The sequence below is a fragment of the Leucobacter sp. GX0328 genome (genome assembly GCF_053567315.1).
Genome location: NZ_JBSGPC010000002.1, coordinates 462,587 through 479,354, shown reverse-complemented (window position 1 = coordinate 479,354; position 16,768 = coordinate 462,587). Strand labels below are relative to the sequence as shown.

Below are 16,768 nucleotides of genomic sequence, written 5' to 3'. Positions count from 1 at the left end.
ACATATGTTCGAATATTGCTCCATGAATTCCGCAGGAACGGTCGCGTCGCTGCAGCAGCGCATCTCCGAGATGCAGCCGCTGGAGCTCGACGATCGCGCCCTGCCGACCGCCGCCGGGCTGCGACCGCTGCTGCCCGGCGGCGCGCTGCGCCGCGGCTCCAGCTACGCTGTGAAGGGCTCCCGGCAGCTCGCGCTCGCGCTGCTCGCGGAGCCCTCAGCCGCAGGTTCCTGGTGCGGCATCATCGGCTGCGACACGCTCGGCGCCGAGGCCGCCGCATCGCTCGGGGTCGCCCTCGATCGCTGCGCGGTGGTGCCCCGGCCCGGCGAGTTCGCGGTGGGCATCGCCGGCTCGCTCGCGGAGGTCGTCACGGTCGTGCTGCTCGCCGCCCCGCGCGGCACGCGCTCCCGGGTGAGCGGCGGCGACGCCGAACGCATCGCCGCCAGACTCCGCGAGCACGGCTCGGCCCTCGTGGTGCTGGGCGATTGGCCGCGCACCGAATCGGTGCTGCGCGTGACTTCCTCCCGCTGGCACGGACTGGGGGCGGGCAGCGGCCTGCTCGGCGGGCGCGACCTCACCGTGGAGTCGCACGATCGGCGCGGGGTGCGGCAGCACACCGTGCGCTTCGGCGACGGCCCCGTGCAGCAGGTCCCCCGCACCGCACCGCCGGTCCTGGTGCCGCTATGACCCGCGCAGGGACGGCCGCGGCCGAACGCACCCTCGTCGTGTGGGTGCCCGATTGGCCGGTGCACGCCCACGCCGAGGAGCGCCGCGAGACCGGCGATGAGCTGGACCCGCGCACGCCGATCGCGCTCATCGCCGCCCGACGCGTGGTCGCTTGCTCCGGCGACGCCCGGGCGCACGGCGTCAGACCCGGAATGCGCGAACGCGAGGCGCTGAGCCATTGCCCCGATCTGGGGCTGCTGCCGCACGACCCCGCGATCGACGAGCGCCGCTTCGCGCCGGTGCTCGCCGCGATCGAAGAGGTGGCCCCGGGCGTCGACGCGGTGCGCCCGGGGCTCTGCGCGCTGCGCGGGCGCGGCCCGGCCCGCTACTACGGCGGGGAGGAGGAGGCCGCAGAAGCGGTCCTCGCGGCCGTCGCTCAGCTCGGCTTCGCGGACGCCCGCATCGGCATCGCCGACGGGCTCTTCGCGGCCGAGCAGGCGGTCCGCGCCCCGAGCACCGCCGCGCTGGTCGACGCCCCCGCCCCCCGTGTCAGGGTCGTCGCCGCGGGGGCCGCCGCCGCCTTCCTCGGCCCGCTCCCGGTGGAGCGGGCCTGCGACGAGGCCTTCGCCGCGCTGCTGCGCGGGCTCGGCATCCGCACGCTCGGGGCGTTGGCCGCCCTGCCCGAATCGGCGGTGCGCGAGCGCTTCGGCGCGGCGGGCACCGTCGCGCACCGCCGCGCCCGCGCACTGCCCGCAGCGCCCGGCGCCGAAGTACGGCCCCGTCCTCCCGTGCGCGAACTCTCCGCGGAGCTGGCGTTCGAGCCCCCGATCGGCGCGGCCGAGCAGCTCGCCTTCGCCGTCGCCCGTCTCGCCGAGCGGTTCGTCGCGGGCCTCACCGCGGGGCGCCTCGTCTGCACGGCCCTGCGCGTCGAGCTGGTCGACGACATCGAGGTGCGCCACGAGCGCATCTGGGAGCACCCCCGGCATTTCACCGTCGCCGATGTCGTGAACCGCATCCGCTGGCAGGCGGAGGCGGAAGCCCGCGGCGGAGAACGGGGCGGGGCCGGCATCGCGCAGGTGCGCATCTCGCCCGCACGCACCGAGCACGCGGCGGCGCACGAACCCGCCCTGTGGAGCACCGAGCCCGACGCGCGCGTGCACCACCGCTTCACCCAGGTGCAGAGCCGGCTCGGGCACACCGGCATCGGCACGCTCGCCCTCGACGGCGGCCGCCTCTCCGCAGAACGGCAGCGCTTCGTCCCCTGGGGCATGCGCCGGGGCGGCAGCGCCTCCGCCGGGCCCTGGCCCGGCGCGCTCCCCGGGCCGCACCCCGCCACGGTGTTCGCCGAGCCGCCTCCCGCGGAGGTGCTCGATGCCGACGGCTCCCCCGTCGGCATCGACTCCGACGACCTGCTCTCGGCGACCCCGCGGACCGTGCGCATCGACGGCGACGGCGCCCGCGCCGTGGAGGGCTGGTCCGCCCCCTGGCCCGTACGGGAGCGCTGGTGGGAGGGACGCCCAGCCCGCTTCCGCCTGCAGGTGCAGCTCGCCGACGGCACGGCCTGGCTGCTGCGCGCCGAGCACGGGCGCTGGTGCGCCGAAGGGCAGTACGACTGATGGGCTGGAACAACCCGCCCCGCTCCTGGGGCGAAGTCGAGCGCATCCTCTCGGGGCGGGCCCCCGCGGCGCATACGATGCCGGAGCCCCGCGCGCCGGAGCCGCCCGGGCCCCTCGTCGCCGACGCCGGCGCCGAGACAGGGGCGCCGAGCACCGCGCGGCCCGTCATCCCCTACGCGGAGCTGCACGCGCACTCCCACTTCAGCTTCCTCGACGGATCCTCCTCCCCCGAAGACCTCGTCGACGAAGCCCAGCGCCTCGGCCTCGCGGGCCTCGCGCTCACCGACCACGACGGCTTCTACGGCGCCGCCCAGTTCGCCGAGGCGGCGGCGTCCCGGGCCCCCGAGCTGCTGACGGTCTACGGCGCGGAGCTCTCCCTCGGTCTCGATGCCCCGCAGCTCGGCGTCGCCGACCCGGGCGGGTCGCATCTGCTCGTGCTCGCCCGCGGCGCGTCCGGCTACCATCGGCTCGCCGGGGCGATCACCGAGGCGCAGCTCGCGGGCGGAGAGAAGGGCCGCCCGCTCTACGATCTCGAGGCCGTCGCCGCGGCCGGCGGCGGCGAGTGGGCGATCCTCACCGGCTGTCGCAAGGGGACGGTGCGCCGCGCGCTCGAACGCGGCGCGACCCGCGAGGCCGGCGAAACGCAGGCGCTCGCCGAGGTCGACCGTCTCGTCGACCTCTTCGGCACGGGCAACGTGTTCATCGAGCTCACCCACCACGGCCACCCCGGCGACGACGGCATGAATGCACGGCTCGCCGCCCTCGCCCGAGCGCGCGGCCTGCCCGCCGTCGCCACGGGCAACGTGCACTACGCGACCCGGTCTGCCGCACCGCTCGCCGAGGCGATGGCGGCGGTGCGCGCGCGCCGCAGCCTCGACGAGCTCGACGCGCACCTCCCCGCCACGGGCGCCGCCCACCTGCGCAGCGGGGCGGCCCAGCTGCGCCGTTTCGCCGAGTTCCCCGATGCGGTCGCCCGCACCGTTCCGCTCGCGCAGGAACTCGCCTTCCCGCTGCGTGCCGCACGCCCGAAGCTGCCGAAGCTCGACCTGCCCGCGGGTCAGACCCAGATGAGCTGGTTGCGCCGGCTCGTGTGGCGGGGGGCCGCCGAGCGCTACGGCGACCCGATGCCCGAAGCGCACCGGGCCCGGCTCGAGCGCGAGCTCGAGGTCATCGAGATGAAGGATTTCCCCGGCTACTTCCTCATCGTGCACGACATCGTGCGGGAGGCCCGGGACCGCGGCATCCTCTGCCAAGGCCGTGGCTCGGCCGCGAATTCGGCGGTCTGCTACGCCCTCGCCATCACCGAGGTCGATTCGATCAGGTACAGGCTGCCCTTCGAACGGTTCCTGTCGAGCCTGCGCGACGAGGAGCCCGACATCGACGTCGACTTCGATTCGGAGCGCCGGGAGGAGATCATCCAGTACGTCTACGAGAAATACGGCCGCCGCAACGCCGCGCAGGTCGCGAACGTCATCTCGTACCGCCCCAAGGCCGCCGTGCGCGACGCGGCGAAGGCGCTCGGCCACGGCCCGGGCAAGCAGCGGGCCTGGAGCCGTGGGCTCGAACGCCACGGCGCCCTCGACGACGACCACGCGGGCGCCGTGCCGCAGAACGTGCGCGCGCTCGCGAACGCCCTGCTCAAGGCCCCGCGGCACCTCGGCATCCACTCGGGCGGCATGGTGCTCACCGAGCGGCCGGTCGGCGAGGTCTGCCCGATCGAGCACGCGCGCATGGAGCGGCGCACCGTGCTGCAGTGGGACAAGGACTCCTGCGCCGCGATGGGGCTCGTGAAGTTCGACCTGCTGGGCCTCGGCATGCTGAGCGCGCTGCAGAAGACGCTCGACGGCATCGCCGCGAGCACGGGCGAAGCATGGACGCTCCACTCCATCCCCCGGGAGGAGCCCGCGGTCTACGACATGCTCTGCCGCGGCGACGCGATCGGCATCTTCCAGCTCGAGAGCCGCGCCCAGCTGAACACGCTCCCGCGGCTGCGGCCGCGCGAGTTCTACGACCTCGTCATCGAGATCGCGCTCATCAGGCCGGGGCCCATCCAGGGCGGCGCGGTGCACCCGTACATGCGGCGGCGGGCGGGCGCCGAACCGGCCACCTACCCGCATCCGAGGCTCGTCCCGGTGCTCGAGCGCACCCTCGGCATCCCGGTCTTCCAGGAGCAGCTCATGCAGATGGCCACCGCCGTCGGCGGGGGTACGGCCGAAGACGCCGACCAGCTGCGCCGCGCCATGGGCTCCAAACGCGGCGAGGAGCGCATCGACCGGCTGAAGGAGAAGCTCTTCGCCGGAATGGCCGAGAACGGCATCGTCGGCGAGGAGGCGCAGCGCATCTACGACCAGATCGCGGCCTTCGCCGACTTCGGCTTCGCCGAAAGCCACTCGATCAGCTTCGCCCTGCTCGTCTACGTCAGCTCGTGGTGCAAGCTGCACTACCCCGCGGCGTTCCTCGTCGGCCTGCTCCGCTCGCAGCCGATGGGCTTCTACTCGCCCCGGTCGCTGGTGGAGGATGCGCGCCGCCACGGCGTCGAGGTGCGCCCCGCCGACGTGCAGCACTCCGGCGTCGCGGCCGGCCTCGAACGACTCGAACATCCCGAACGCCCCGAACGCCCCGGTGCGACCGTCGACGGCCCGGCGCCCCCGACCGGTCTCCCCGCATGCGCCGGCCGCGAGCAGCCCCCGATCCCCCCGTTCTCCCCCGACGCGCCCGATACGAGCGGGGCGCACCGGCGCGACGGCCGCTTCGCGGTGCGACTGGGGCTATCGGAGCTGCGCGGCATCGAGACGGAGACGGCACGGCGCATCGTGCAGGCGCGGGATAGCGGCGGCCCCTTCGCCGACCTCGCCGATCTCGCCCGCAGAGCCGACCTCGACCGCACCCGTCTCGAGGCCCTCGCATCGGCGGGCGCATGCCGCGGGCTCGGCATCGACCGCCGCGAGGCGCTCTGGGCGTCGGGCCCCGCGGCGGACAACCGCGAACGCTATCTCCCAGGCATCGCGGTGCACGTGCAGCCGCCGCTGTTCGCCGCGCTGAGCGCGGAGGAGGAGACGGCGCTCGATCTCTGGAGCAGCGGCGTCGTGTCGGGCGCGCATCCCCTGGCGCTGCTGCGCGCGGGGCTGGATGCGCGCGGTGTGGTGCGCTCCGACCGGCTGCGGGAGGCGGCGCCCGGTTCCCTCATCGAGATCGCGGGGCTCGTCACCCACCGACAGCGCCCCCGCACCGCGGGCGGCATCACCTTCCTCACCCTCGAAGACGAATCCGGCACCGCGAACGTGCTCGCCTGGGCGAAGGTGTGGGCGCGCTACCGCCTCGTCGCCGTCTCCTCCCCCGCCCTCATCGTCTCGGGCGTGCTCGAACGCTCGCCCGAGGGCATCGTGAACATCATCGCCGAGTCCTTCGAGCCGCTCGCCTCGCCCGCAGGGGTCTCCTCGCGGGACTTCCAGTGACGGTCTCATCCGCGGGGCGCCCCGCGATGCCCCGACCGGGCCGCCCGCACTACACTGAGCGTGTGCACACCTCGACGGCTTTCCTCACCGATCATTACGAGCTCACCATGGTCGATGCCGCGCTCGGCGCGGGCACCGCCCACAGGCGCAGCGTGTTCGAACTCTTCGCCCGCAGGCTCTCGGGCGCCCGGCGCTACGGCGTCGTCGCCGGCACCGGACGCCTGCTCGAGGCGATCGAGCGCTTCCGCTTCGGCGATGCCGAGCTCGAGTATCTGCGCGAGCAGCGCATCGTCACCGACCGCACGATCGACTGGCTCGCCGATTTCCGTTTCAGCGGCGACATCTGGGGCTACGCCGAAGGCGAGGCCTTCTTCCCGGGCTCCCCGATCCTCGTCGTCGAATCGAGCTTCGCCGAGGGCGTGCTGCTCGAGACCCTCGCGCTCAGCATCCTCAACGCCGACTCCGCGATCGCGACGGCCGCATCGCGCATGGCGTTCGCCGCGCAGGGCAAGCCCCTCGCCGAGATGGGGTCGCGCCGCACCGGGGAGCGCAGCGCCGTCGCCGCGGCCCGCGCCGCCTACATCGCGGGCTTCAGCGCCACATCGAACCTCGAGGCCGGCCGCAGCTACGGCATCCCCACGATGGGCACCGCGGCCCACAGCTTCACGCTGCTGCACGACTCCGAGCGCGAGGCGTTCGCCGCGCAGGTCGCGGCGCTCGGCACCGGCACCACGCTGCTCGTCGACACCTACGACATCGACCAGGGCGTGCGCACGGCGATCGAGGTCGCCGGCACGGGTCTCGGCGCGGTCCGCATCGACTCGGGCGATCTGCCGGTCGTCGTGGGGCGCGTACGCCGCCTGCTCGACGAGCTCGGCGCCACGCAGACCCGCATCACCGTCACGAACGACCTCGACGAGCACACCGTCGCGGCCCTCGCGGCCTCCCCCGTCGACAGCTTCGGCGTCGGCACCTCGGTCGTCACCGGTTCGGGCACGCCGACCATGAGCATGGTCTACAAGCTCGTCGCGCACGAGAACGGCGCCGGCGAGTGGGTGTCGGTCGCGAAGAAGTCGGCCGACAAGGCCTCCGTCGGCGGACGCAAGAGCGTGCGCCGCCGTCTGAACGCCCGCGGCACCGCCGAGGCCGAGATGATCTTCCTGGGCGACGGCCCCGCGGGCGAGGCCGAGGGGGTCGAGTTCGAGGCGCGCAGCCGCGAGGTGCTGGTGCCGCTCGTCGAAGCCGGCGCGGGAATCCCCGAGCACATCGGCTCTGCAGGGATCGCCGCCGCCCGCGAGCGCCACCGCGCCTGCGTCGCCGAGCTGCCGGCAGTCGCGATGAGCCTCACCCGCGGCGACCCCGCGATTCCGACCGAGTACCGCTGAGCGCGCCCCGGACGGACGGCGGCGAACGGGACTCCCGGCTCACGCGTCGTCATGATGTGCGGGCCGGGCGGAGCCGGGAAGACCACCTACGCCAAGCATCTGCGACCGGCACGGCAGATGGGCGGGCGATTGGCCGCTCACCGCGCAGACGGCGACCGAGTACTTCGAGAGGTTCGAGCCGCCGACGCCCGAGGAGGGTCCGCTCGAGGTGATCGGCGAGGACGGGACGGTCCGTCCCGGATGAGCGTCTCGCGACTCCCGGTCGCTGCTTCCCCCGCACCGGGGACCGTTGACAGGGATCCTGCGACTCGCTGCGCTCGCGCAGGATGACGGACCGCGTCCGTCACTTCTTCATGCGCTCGTAGACCTTCTTGCAGTCGGGGCAGACCGGGAACTTCTCGGGGTCGCGCGAGGGCGTCCACTTCTTGCCGCAGAGCGCGCGCACGGGCTTGCCGGTCATCGCCGATTCGAGGATCTTGTCCTTCGGGACGTAGTGCGAGAAGCGCTCGTGATCGCCGTCTTCGATCTGCGCATCCTCGAGCAGCTTCTCGAGTTCGCGATCGAGCACGTCCGTGCCGCCGCCAGCGGGTTCCGAGTCGTTCCGCGTGAAGATTCCCATACCGCGATTGTACGCCTTCCCGCCGGAGCGGATCAGTCGAATACCTGGGTGACCGCCACCAGTTCGGGGGCGCTGCGATCGAAGAGCCAGCCGCCCAGCAGGATCCCGAGCAGCAGTACGCCGAGGCCGTAACCGACGCCGACGAGCAGCGCCCACAGGTTGTCGAGGAAGTCGACCTGCACGATCGCCGTGATCGACACCCACACGACCGGCACGGACAGGAGCAGCGCGACCGTCATGGAGAGGGTCTGCGACAGGCCCGAGCCCGAACCTGACCACTGCGGCTGCACGAACGGGCTGTCGCCGGGACGCGTCGCGGGATAGGGCATGATCACCGAGAAGACGCTCGACGACGCGCACGCCGCGAACAGCACGCCGAGATTCATGCCGAGCACCGCCGGCAGCACGTGCCAGTCGCCGAGCAGCGTCACCGTGATGCTCGAGCCGACGAGCGCGAGCGGGATGCCGACCATCATGACCGGCGCGAGACGCCCGGCGCGATCGGCTCGCCCGCGCGTACCGCTCGAGACGTGCATCCAGATCGCGGTCGAATCCATCGCGACGTCGTTGTGCTGCGACCAGCCGAGGAACAGGAGGATGACGGGCAGCGGTACCAGTGCGAGCGTATGCAGATCGACGCCGGCGACCCAGAAGGCGATCAGCATGATCACCGGTGCGACGGGGATCGCGAAGAGCGCGACGCGATATCGCGGATCCCGGGACCAGTAGGTGAGCTCTCGCGCGGCGATGGCCTGCGCCGGGCGAGCGCGGAAGCGTTCGAACCAGCCGAGCCCGCTGCGCGCGACCCCCGGATCGATCGGCTTGTCGATGCGCTGGTTCGCGACGGCCGCGATGAGCATCCAGAGAGCGAAGAGCAGCACGACTGCGGCGGCGGCGATCGCGAGGCGCGCGAACCCGCCCGATTCGTCGCCGGCCGCGAACAGCGGCAGCGCCGCGAACGGCGCGCCGAACGGCGTCCACGACAGCACTTCGGCCGCATCCGAGAAGCCCCGCGTGCCGGGCACGAGCGAGGTGGTCACCGCGAACACGCCAACCGGCAGGAAGGCGATGGCGAGCAGCGCGCCGATGGTGCGCAGCGTCCCGGAGTGGCGCGCGCCGACCAGCAGCGTCGAGAGGCCGGCCGTCACGCGCACGCTGCACATGGCGAGCAGCGCCGCGAGCACGAAGCTCACCGGTACCGCCCACCCGGGCTCGCGCCATTCGGGGCGCAGCACCGCGAGCGCGACGAGCCAGACGGCCAGCAGCAGGAACGGGATCGTGACGACCGATGTGATCAGCAGCGAGAACGCGACCGAGCCGGAGCCCGCGGGGAACTGCGCGAACTGCCGCGAACCGAGCAGGCGGCGGTTCTCGAAGAACGGGACGATGAAGACGCCGACGAGCAGCAGCCCGCCGATGACCGTGTCGACGACGGAGCGGTCGGCCGTTTCGTGGATCAACAGTTCGGGCAGCGCCGCGAGCGCGACCGCCGCGACGACGAGCACGACCAGCAGCAGCACGGCGCGCAGGCCCTTCGAGAACGACCCCCGGAATCCGCCGCCGAGCAGCGCTACTCGGAGTCGAAAGAGCCGTGCAACCACTCGAGTCCCTTCTTCGCATCGTTCAACCCGGTCAACCGGGTGAAGCGCTCCTCCAGGCTGACGCCGTCGCGTACCTCGTCGACCGTGCCCTGAGCGATGACGCTGCCGTCGACGATGATCGAGACGTGGTCGCAGATGCGCTGGATGAGATCGAGGCTGTGGCTCGACATGATGACGCTTCCGCCGCCCGCGACGTACTTCTCGAGGATCTCGGTGACGTTCGACGCCGACACGGGGTCGATGGCCTCGAACGGCTCGTCGAGCACCAGCACCGCAGGGGCGTGGATCATGGAGCAGGCGAGCGCGATCTTCTTCTGCATGCCCGCCGAATAGTCGGAGACCAGGCGTCCGAGCGCAGACTCGAGCCCGAACGCCTCGGCGAGCTCGCCCGAGCGCTGCGCGAGCACCGACTCCTCGACGCCCTGCAACACGCCCGAGTAGTAGAGCAGCTGAGCACCGGTCAAACGGTCGAACAGACGCAGACGGTCGGGCAGCGTGCCGATCAGGTGCTTGGCGGCGGGGCCGTCGGCCCAGACATCGACATCGCTCACCGTCACGCGCCCGGAGGTCGGGCGCAGCAGTCCGCTGATCATCGACAGGGTCGTGGTCTTGCCGGCACCGTTCGGGCCGACGAATCCGGTGAACGAGCCCGCGTGCACGTCGACCGACACCTCGTTGGCGGCGACGAGCGAGCCGTACGTCTTGGTCAGCAATTCGGTGCGCAGCACCACCGGGTTCTGGGCAGCGATGCGGCCGCGCTCGCGCGCACGGACGACCGACGGCGTGGGCACCTGGATGCGACCGGTGCGCGGTGCATGGTCCGAAGGGGCGCTGGTCGTCTCGGCGGGCTGATCCTGCGGGGCTCGATCGGCGTCTCGGGTCGCCAGATCGGGCGCTGAAGCGGGCGCGGTTGAATGGGTCTCGGGCGGCACCCCTCTAATCTACCAAAACATCCCCGGGTACTTCCTCCAGGCGGGAACCGGCAGAATAGATTCCGTGACTTCATCCACCGAGCACTCCCCGAGGCGCGCGAGCGCCTGGTCTTCGCTGTGGCTGCTGGCCCGACGCGACTTGAAGGTGCGCTATTCGACGTCGCTGCTCGGCTACCTCTGGTCGATCCTCGACCCGCTGCTCATGAGCCTGATCTACTGGTTCATCTTCACCCAGGTGTTCCAGCGCACGGTCGGCGAAGCCCCGTACATCGTCTTCCTGCTCACCGCGATGCTGCCGTGGGTGTGGTTCAACGGCGCGGTCAGCGATTCGACCCGCGCCTTCCTGCGCGACGTGAAGCTCGTGCGGTCGATCGCGCTGCCGCGCTGGATCTGGATCGGCCGGATCGTCGCATCGAAGGGCGTCGAGTTCCTGCTCAGCATTCCGGTGCTCGTGCTCTTCGCCATCACCTCGGGCGCGACGGTCGGCTGGCAGCTCGTGCTCTTCCCCCTCGGCGTGCTGCTGCTGGCGGTGCTGATCCTGGCGATCGGCCTCATCGTCGCACCGCTCACCGTCTTCTTCCGGGACTTCGAGCGCGCGATGAAACTGCTGCTGCGCGTGCTCTTCTACGCGTCGCCGGTCATCTACGGCGCGGGCGACCTCCCGGAATTCGCGGCGCCGCTCGCCTGGCTCAACCCGCTGTCGGGCGTCTTCTCGCTGTTCCGCGCGGGCTTCTTCCCCGACCAGCTCGACTGGGGCCTGATCGGCTCGAGCGCGGTCATCACCGCACTGCTGCTCGTGTGCGGCATCATCATCTTCCGCCGCTCGGTGGGCGGCGTGCTGAAGGAGCTGTGACGTGAGCAACGAACCGATCATCACCGCCTCGGGGCTCGGCGTGCGCTTCCGGCGCAACCGGGGCTCGCGCCGCAGTTTCAAGGACCTGTTCGCCGGGCGGATGCGCCGGGCGATGCCGGGCGAATTCTGGGCGCTGCGCGACGTCGAATTCACGGTGCGGGCGGGCGAGGCCATCGGCGTCGTCGGTCGCAACGGCCAGGGCAAATCGACCCTGTTGAAACTCGTCGCAGGGGTGCTGCTGCCCGATGAGGGCCGGGTGGAGGTGCTCGGCGGCGTCGCCCCGCTCATCGAGCTCACCGGCGGCTTCGTGGGAGACCTCACCGTGCGAGACAACGTCATGCTGACCTCGGCGCTGCACGGCCTCAGCCGCAAGCAGATCTCCGAACGGTTCCAGTCGATCATCGATTTCGCCGGAGCGTCGGATGTCATCGACACGCCGTTCAAGCACCTGTCGAGCGGCATGAAGGTGCGCGTCGCCTTCGCCGTCGTCTCCCAGCTCGACGAGCCCGTACTGCTCGTCGACGAGGTGCTCGCCGTCGGCGACAAGGCGTTCCGGGCGAAATGCTACAAGCGCATCCAGGAGATGCTCGACGAGGGAAAGACCCTCTTCCTCGTCTCGCACAACGAGCGCGATCTGCGGCGCTTCTGCGAGCGCGGGCTGTACCTCGACAGCGGCAGGCTCGTGCTCGACGGCCCGATCGACGCCGTGCTCGAGCAGTACAACGCCGACCACCCGGCCTGACGGCGCGCCCCGGGCGAGGCCCGGGGCGGCTCGAGTCAGCTTGCGTTCGCCGCGCCGCGCCGCGCATCGGCTGCGCGATGCCGGTCGGCGCGCGCGAGCAGCGTCTCGACGGCAGCGTGGAACCTCGCGGTGGGCGCCCCGGGTGCGGTGTCGCCGAAGTAGCGGCTCGACCACTCGACCAGGCGCTCGCGCGCGGCGTCGTCGCCGATGACGCGGTCGAGCACGCTCGCGATGTCGGAGGTGTCGTCGGCCCGCAGCCATTCGCAGACGCTCAGATAGCCGCCGGTATCGATCTCGGCCTCGGGATCGACGGGTCGGGTGACCATGATCGGCTTGCCGGTCGCGAGGCGGTCGTACACCATTGCGGAGATGTCGCAGATCGCGACGTCGGGCAGGCTGAGCTGCCAGCCGAGCGCGGGGGCGGTGTCGTAGACGTGCTGCGCCGACGGGTCGGCGCGGTTGGCCTCTTCGATCATGGCGATGATGCGCTGATTGGCGGCGCCGAAGTCGAAGTTCACAACGCCGCTGCGCGGGTGGGGCCGGTACACGACGCGGTGCCGACCGGTGGCGAGCAGGCGCCGCACGAGTTCTTCGCCGTGGCTCGCGACCGAGCCGTAGTAGGCGGCCGGGCGGTCGCCCTCCCAGGTCGGCGCGTAGAGCACGACGGTGCGGCCGTCGGGGGCGAACGGCGGCTCGCCGCTCAGATGATCGGTCTGCGGCCGGCCGATCGCGATGGTGCGGGTCTCGACGTCGAAGTCCCAGAGCGCCTGCGAGAGCCGGGCGCGTGCGGCGTCGCCGGCGACCAGTGCGTAGTCGTACGCCTTGTGCTGGTTGCTGGTCATGTACATCTTGTCGCTCTCGCCGTGATTGATGAACACGTGCCAGCGATGGCCGTAGCGCATCATCTGGAAGTTGCGCGTGTTCTGGTTCACGTAGAGGATCACGTCGAGCGGCTGCTGCTCGACGACGTCTTCGATATCGGTGACTTTGCGCACGAAGGCGACATCGAGGCCGCTCTCGTCCATGAGGGCCCGGGCGCCCGCGGCGTTGCGCGCGAGGACGAGCACCGGGCGGGTCTTCGAGAGCTCCTGGAGCGGTGCGTACCATTGCCGCATCTGGTAGATGTTGACGTCGCTATCGGCGAAGTAGACGCCGACGCGGTACTTGCCCGGAGTGAGCGGCCCGCGCTGCTCGATCGTCCGCATGAGTTCGGCGTAGGCCCGCCGACCCTTCAGTACCCGCTTCACCAGCCGGGTCGCGCGCTTGGCATCTTTCACGATCTGCATCCCTCGAGAATATCGTGCGGTCCCCCTGAGTATCCTCAGGCACCGGCTCCGGCGCCGTTCCCGGCTGCTTCCGGTGCGGCGTGTGGGAGGATCGTGGCATGGCGCGCACCCCCCTCCCCGAGCTGCCGGATCTTCCCGGAGTGAGCTATGTCATGCCCGTGCTCAACGAGGAGGATTTCCTGGAGCGCGCGGTGCGCACGATCCTCGCGCAGGACTATGCGGGTGAGAAGGAGATCGTGCTCGCGCTCGGCCCGTCCAGGGATCGCAGCGACGAGATCGCCTCATCGCTCGCCGCCGAAGACGCGCGGGTACGCACCGTCCCCAACCCCGAGCGCGACATTCCGCACGGGCTGAACCACGCCGTCGCGGCGAGCCGCCACCCGGTCATCGTGCGGGTCGATGCGCACTCCGAGCTGACGCCCGACTACACGACGCGCGGCATCGAAGCGCTCCGCCGCGAAGGCGCCGCGAACGTGGGCGGTGTCATGCGCGCCGCCGGAGACGGGGCGGTGCAGCGCGCGATCGCGCGCGGCTACAACAGCCCGTTCGGTCTCGGCGGCGGCGCCTATCACGGCGACGGCACCCCGGGGCCGGCGGAATCGGCCTACCTCGGCATCTTCCGCCGGGAAGCGCTCGACGAGGTCGGCGGCTACGACCCCGAGATCCTGCGCGGCGAGGACTGGGAGCTCAATCTGCGCATCCGGCGCGCCGGCTACCTCGTCTGGTTCGAACCGGTGCTCGGCGTCACGTACCGCCCGCGCTCCTCGTTCGCCGACCTCGCCCGGCAGTTCTTCGCGACCGGCACCTGGCGCGCCGTGCTCGTGCGCCGATACGGTCGGGCGAATCCGTGGCGCTTCTTCGCCCCGGGCACCCTCGTCATCGCCCTCGCCGTGAGCCTCGTCGCCCTGGTGCTGTTCATCGCACGGGTGCTGCCGTGGGCGTCCTGGTGGCTGGTGCTGCTCGTGCCCGCCGCGCTCTACCTGCTCGGTATCGGCTATGCGACGCTGCGCATCGGCCGGCAGAGCTTCGGCGAACGGCAGGGATTCCTCGACCGTCTGCTCACCGCGGCCACGCTCATGACCATGCACGTGAGCTGGGGCTCCGGCTTCCTGCGCGGCATCGTGTTCGGCGGCGGACGCATCCTCGGCCAGGGAAAGGTCGTCGACCGCTCGCGGATCTGAGCGTCCGGAGACGCCCCGGGGCGTCAGCCGAGCGCGCCGCGCGCGACGAGCGCATCGACCACCCGCGCGGCGGCGAACCCGTCGTCGTGCGGCGTGAAGCGCTCGCGCCACTGCGCGTACTCCGCGGTGAACGGCACCCCGTTCCGCGCCGCGGCGACGACCTCGGCGCGCGTGGTCAGCAGCGGCCCGGGCGCGCTCGCTGCGAAGTCGAAGGTGAACCCGCGCTCGCGGTCCCGGTAGTCGCGGAGATCGGGCACGAAGAACGCCAGCGGCACCGCGGCGACCGCGGCATCGAACATGATCGACGAGTAGTCGGTGACGAGCAGGTCTGCCGCAAGGATGACGTCGTTGATGTCGGGGTGCCGCGACACGTCGATGACGCGGGAATCGGTGCCGAGGTAGCGGCCGAACCGGAGGGTGCGACTGTGGCCGCGCACGATGACTACCCAGGGATCACCGGGCGCGTCGAGCTCCTCGGCGAGCGCGTGCACGTCGAGCAGGTCGACGAGCCCGTTCGCCTCCCCGCGCCGCGTTTCGCGCCAGGTCGGCGTGTACGCCAGCACACGGGCGCCTTGAGGGATGCCGAGCGCACGGCGCGCCGCCTCCACGACGATGTCGATGCGCTCGGGCCCGTGCCCGGCCGCCACCGCGGGCACGACCGCCCGCGCGAGACGATCGTCGCGGGGGTACCCGGTTTCGAGAATCTCGCCGCGATAGGCGTAGCTGCGAGCGAACTGCGCGGTCGAATGCGGGTTCTGCGAGAGCAGCAGGCTCCACCGGCGGCTCTCGCGCCGCGTCGCGATGCGCGTCTGCAGCCCGGTGTTCGGGCGGGTGAGCGCGAGGTGCTTGAGCATGGTGCCGTGCCAGGTCTGCAGCACGGTCTGGGAGCGGCCGCGGCGGAACCCCGAACCGAGCCAGTCGTTCACGACGAGGAGGCGCGCTCGCTTTCGAGCCGCGACCCAGTCGGCGCCCCCGACGAGCAGCGGCACGGCGCCCGCGGGCACTGCGACGCGCTCGCTCGTCACGCTCCAGTAGCGCACCAGGTCTGGGAAGCGCTCGACGATCTCCGCATCGATCGCGAGCGGATTGCAGGCCGCCTGCCGGCCCTCGAAGCTCTCGAAGAAGACGCCGGCGTCGACGCGCTGCTCCGCGGGGAGCGCGAGCCTGCGGATCTCGGCGAGCACGCGCGCGGCGGCACCGCCGTCGGGGTACGCGTGGAACCGGGCTGCGAGCGACCGCGCTTCGCTCGCAGCATCGCGGGCCGCCACGCCGGGGCGCAGCACCTCCCCCAGACGATCCGACGTCGCGCTCCACGAATCGAGCACGCGCCCCGCGGCCGTCACCTCCAGCGGTTCGTAGAGCCCGCGCGTCGCGGAGTAGTGCGCGAGGTCGGGGGCGAACCAGATGATCGGCCGACCGAGCAGGGCGTAGTCGATCGCGATCGACGAGTAGTCGGTGATGACCGCGTCGAATGCGCCGAGCAACGGAGTGATGTCCGGGGCGATCTTCGCGGGCAGGGCGTGCACCCGACTCGCCTCGGCGGAGGCGCCGAAGACGGCGTCGTAGGCTCCGCTGCCCATCGGATGCGAGCGGATGACGAGTCTGGCCCCGAGCGCCGCGAGGCCGGCGCGGATCAGTTCGGCCTCTTCCGCGGTCGGCACCGCCGGATCCGCTTCGCCGTCGCGCCAGGTCGGCGCGTAGAGCACGAGCGATTCGGGTCGCTCCCCCGGGTCGATGCGCTCCTCGGCGAGGCCGAGCAGGCGCCGCACCTCGGCACGGGCGGCGGCTGCGAGATGCGGGTGCCGCGCCTGGGCGCACAGCACGTCGTCGCGCGGGTCGCCGAGGGCGCTCACCCGGCCCGGCGCGACGCGGTTCGCCTCGCGCAGCCGCTCGGCGACCGTGACCGACCCGGCGACGTAGAGCGAGACGCGCTCGGCGCCGATGCGGTACACGCGGCGCAGCACGGACTTCATGAAGCCCGGGCCGTCGGTCATCGCACCGATGTGGTGGTGCAGGTTCTTGATCGGGGCTCCGTGGCCGAGATGCGTGATCGAGGCCCCGGCGATGCCGAAGCGGTTCACATCCCGATAGCCGTGGGTGATCACGATCTGCCGGGCGGTGATCGTCGCGACGAACCCGGCCCAGCTGCTGCGCACCGCGGTAGCGAATCCTTCCGCGGCCGCGCGCTCGGCCTCCGCCTCGTCGGCGACGATCCAGGTGATCTGCGCGTCGGGGTCGCTGTCCCGGAGCTCGCGCGCGACGGCGAGGGCGCCTTCGCCGACGCCGATCCAGCTGCCGAACGCCCACCTGCCCTCACGGCGCGGCACGAACACCGCGCAGACGAAGGCGAGCAGGTAGCCGAGAAGCGAGAAGAGCTTCTTGAACCTGCTGTTCTTCGTGCTGGACTCGCCGGTGCTCATTGCACCTACTGTAG

Annotated in this window: 12 protein-coding genes; 7 read left to right on the top strand and 5 right to left on the bottom strand. The window is 71.9% G+C overall.

Annotated elements, in window-relative coordinates:
• The first annotated feature begins 22 nt into the window (after positions 1–22).
• From ACUYTF_RS10370 to ACUYTF_RS10355, 4 genes are all read left to right on the top strand, one after another.
• Positions 23–685 carry a hypothetical protein gene (locus ACUYTF_RS10370; protein WP_449279736.1) on the top strand — a complete coding sequence of 221 codons (663 nt, stop codon included), beginning with the start codon at positions 23–25 and terminating at the stop codon, positions 683–685.
• Positions 682–2,280, top strand: coding sequence for a DNA polymerase Y family protein (locus ACUYTF_RS10365; RefSeq protein ID WP_449279735.1), 1,599 nt, complete (start codon positions 682–684; stop codon positions 2,278–2,280). The genes ACUYTF_RS10370 and ACUYTF_RS10365 overlap by 4 nt, the downstream gene beginning before the upstream one ends.
• On the top strand, positions 2,280–5,735 hold the full coding sequence (locus tag ACUYTF_RS10360) for an error-prone DNA polymerase (RefSeq protein ID WP_449279734.1): 3,456 nt from the start codon (positions 2,280–2,282) through the stop codon (positions 5,733–5,735). Before ACUYTF_RS10365 ends, ACUYTF_RS10360 begins: the two co-directional genes overlap by 1 nt.
• Positions 5,736–5,797: 62 nt before the next feature.
• A complete protein-coding gene (locus tag ACUYTF_RS10355) occupies positions 5,798–7,120 on the top strand; it encodes a nicotinate phosphoribosyltransferase (protein WP_449279733.1) in 1,323 nt (440 codons plus the stop codon).
• A 343-nt stretch (positions 7,121–7,463) separates the two neighbouring features.
• Here the strand turns inward: ACUYTF_RS10355 and ACUYTF_RS10350 are convergent, their stop codons facing one another.
• Genes ACUYTF_RS10350 through ACUYTF_RS10340 form a run of 3 tightly spaced genes read right to left on the bottom strand, consistent with a single transcriptional unit; the run spans position 7,464 to position 10,272 of the window.
• On the bottom strand, positions 7,464–7,739 hold the full coding sequence (locus ACUYTF_RS10350; protein ID WP_449279732.1) for a DUF3039 domain-containing protein: 276 nt from the start codon (positions 7,737–7,739) through the stop codon (positions 7,464–7,466).
• A 32-nt stretch (positions 7,740–7,771) separates the two neighbouring features.
• Complete coding sequence (locus tag ACUYTF_RS10345; RefSeq protein WP_449279731.1) at positions 7,772–9,340, bottom strand: hypothetical protein; 1,569 nt, start codon at positions 9,338–9,340, stop codon at positions 7,772–7,774.
• On the bottom strand, positions 9,310–10,272 hold the full coding sequence (locus ACUYTF_RS10340) for an ATP-binding cassette domain-containing protein (protein ID WP_434144151.1): 963 nt from the start codon (positions 10,270–10,272) through the stop codon (positions 9,310–9,312). The genes ACUYTF_RS10345 and ACUYTF_RS10340 overlap by 31 nt, the downstream gene beginning before the upstream one ends.
• 64 nt (positions 10,273–10,336) lie before the next feature.
• Here ACUYTF_RS10340 and ACUYTF_RS10335 point away from each other — a divergent pair, with 64 nt between their 5' ends.
• Together ACUYTF_RS10335 and ACUYTF_RS10330 are read left to right on the top strand one after the other, a co-directional pair.
• Positions 10,337–11,125 (top strand): ABC transporter permease, encoded by a 789-nt coding sequence (locus tag ACUYTF_RS10335; RefSeq protein WP_449279730.1) that lies wholly within the window; start codon positions 10,337–10,339, stop codon positions 11,123–11,125.
• Between the two features lies 1 nt (position 11,126).
• Positions 11,127–11,867: an ATP-binding cassette domain-containing protein gene (locus ACUYTF_RS10330; protein ID WP_434144149.1), complete on the top strand. Its 741-nt coding sequence runs from the start codon at positions 11,127–11,129 to the stop codon at positions 11,865–11,867.
• 35 nt (positions 11,868–11,902) lie between these two features.
• Here the strand turns inward: ACUYTF_RS10330 and ACUYTF_RS10325 are convergent, their stop codons facing one another.
• Positions 11,903–13,153 (bottom strand): CDP-glycerol glycerophosphotransferase family protein, encoded by a 1,251-nt coding sequence (locus ACUYTF_RS10325; protein ID WP_449279729.1) that lies wholly within the window; start codon positions 13,151–13,153, stop codon positions 11,903–11,905.
• A 98-nt stretch (positions 13,154–13,251) separates the two neighbouring features.
• Between ACUYTF_RS10325 and ACUYTF_RS10320 the strand changes: the two genes are divergently transcribed.
• Positions 13,252–14,334 carry a glycosyltransferase family 2 protein gene (locus tag ACUYTF_RS10320; protein WP_449279728.1) on the top strand — a complete coding sequence of 361 codons (1,083 nt, stop codon included), beginning with the start codon at positions 13,252–13,254 and terminating at the stop codon, positions 14,332–14,334.
• Positions 14,335–14,357: 23 nt separating this feature from the next.
• Here the strand turns inward: ACUYTF_RS10320 and ACUYTF_RS10315 are convergent, their stop codons facing one another.
• Entirely contained in the window at positions 14,358–16,754 is a 2,397-nt protein-coding gene (locus ACUYTF_RS10315; protein ID WP_449279727.1) for a CDP-glycerol glycerophosphotransferase family protein, read from the bottom strand.
• Positions 16,755–16,768: the final 14 nt, after the last annotated feature.

Bases quoted from the DNA above. Each gene is read 5' to 3' on its own strand.
- ACUYTF_RS10370 (WP_449279736.1), top strand. From the start codon at position 23: ATGAATTCCGCAGGAACGGTCGCGTCGCTGCAGCAGCGCATCTCCGAG.
- ACUYTF_RS10365 (WP_449279735.1), top strand. From the start codon at position 682: ATGACCCGCGCAGGGACGGCCGCGGCCGAACGCACCCTCGTCGTGTGG.
- ACUYTF_RS10360 (WP_449279734.1), top strand. From the start codon at position 2,280: ATGGGCTGGAACAACCCGCCCCGCTCCTGGGGCGAAGTCGAGCGCATC.
- ACUYTF_RS10350 (WP_449279732.1), bottom strand. From the start codon at position 7,739: ATGGGAATCTTCACGCGGAACGACTCGGAACCCGCTGGCGGCGGCACG.
- ACUYTF_RS10325 (WP_449279729.1), bottom strand. From the start codon at position 13,153: ATGCAGATCGTGAAAGATGCCAAGCGCGCGACCCGGCTGGTGAAGCGG.
- ACUYTF_RS10320 (WP_449279728.1), top strand. From the start codon at position 13,252: ATGGCGCGCACCCCCCTCCCCGAGCTGCCGGATCTTCCCGGAGTGAGC.
- ACUYTF_RS10315 (WP_449279727.1), bottom strand. From the start codon at position 16,754: ATGAGCACCGGCGAGTCCAGCACGAAGAACAGCAGGTTCAAGAAGCTC.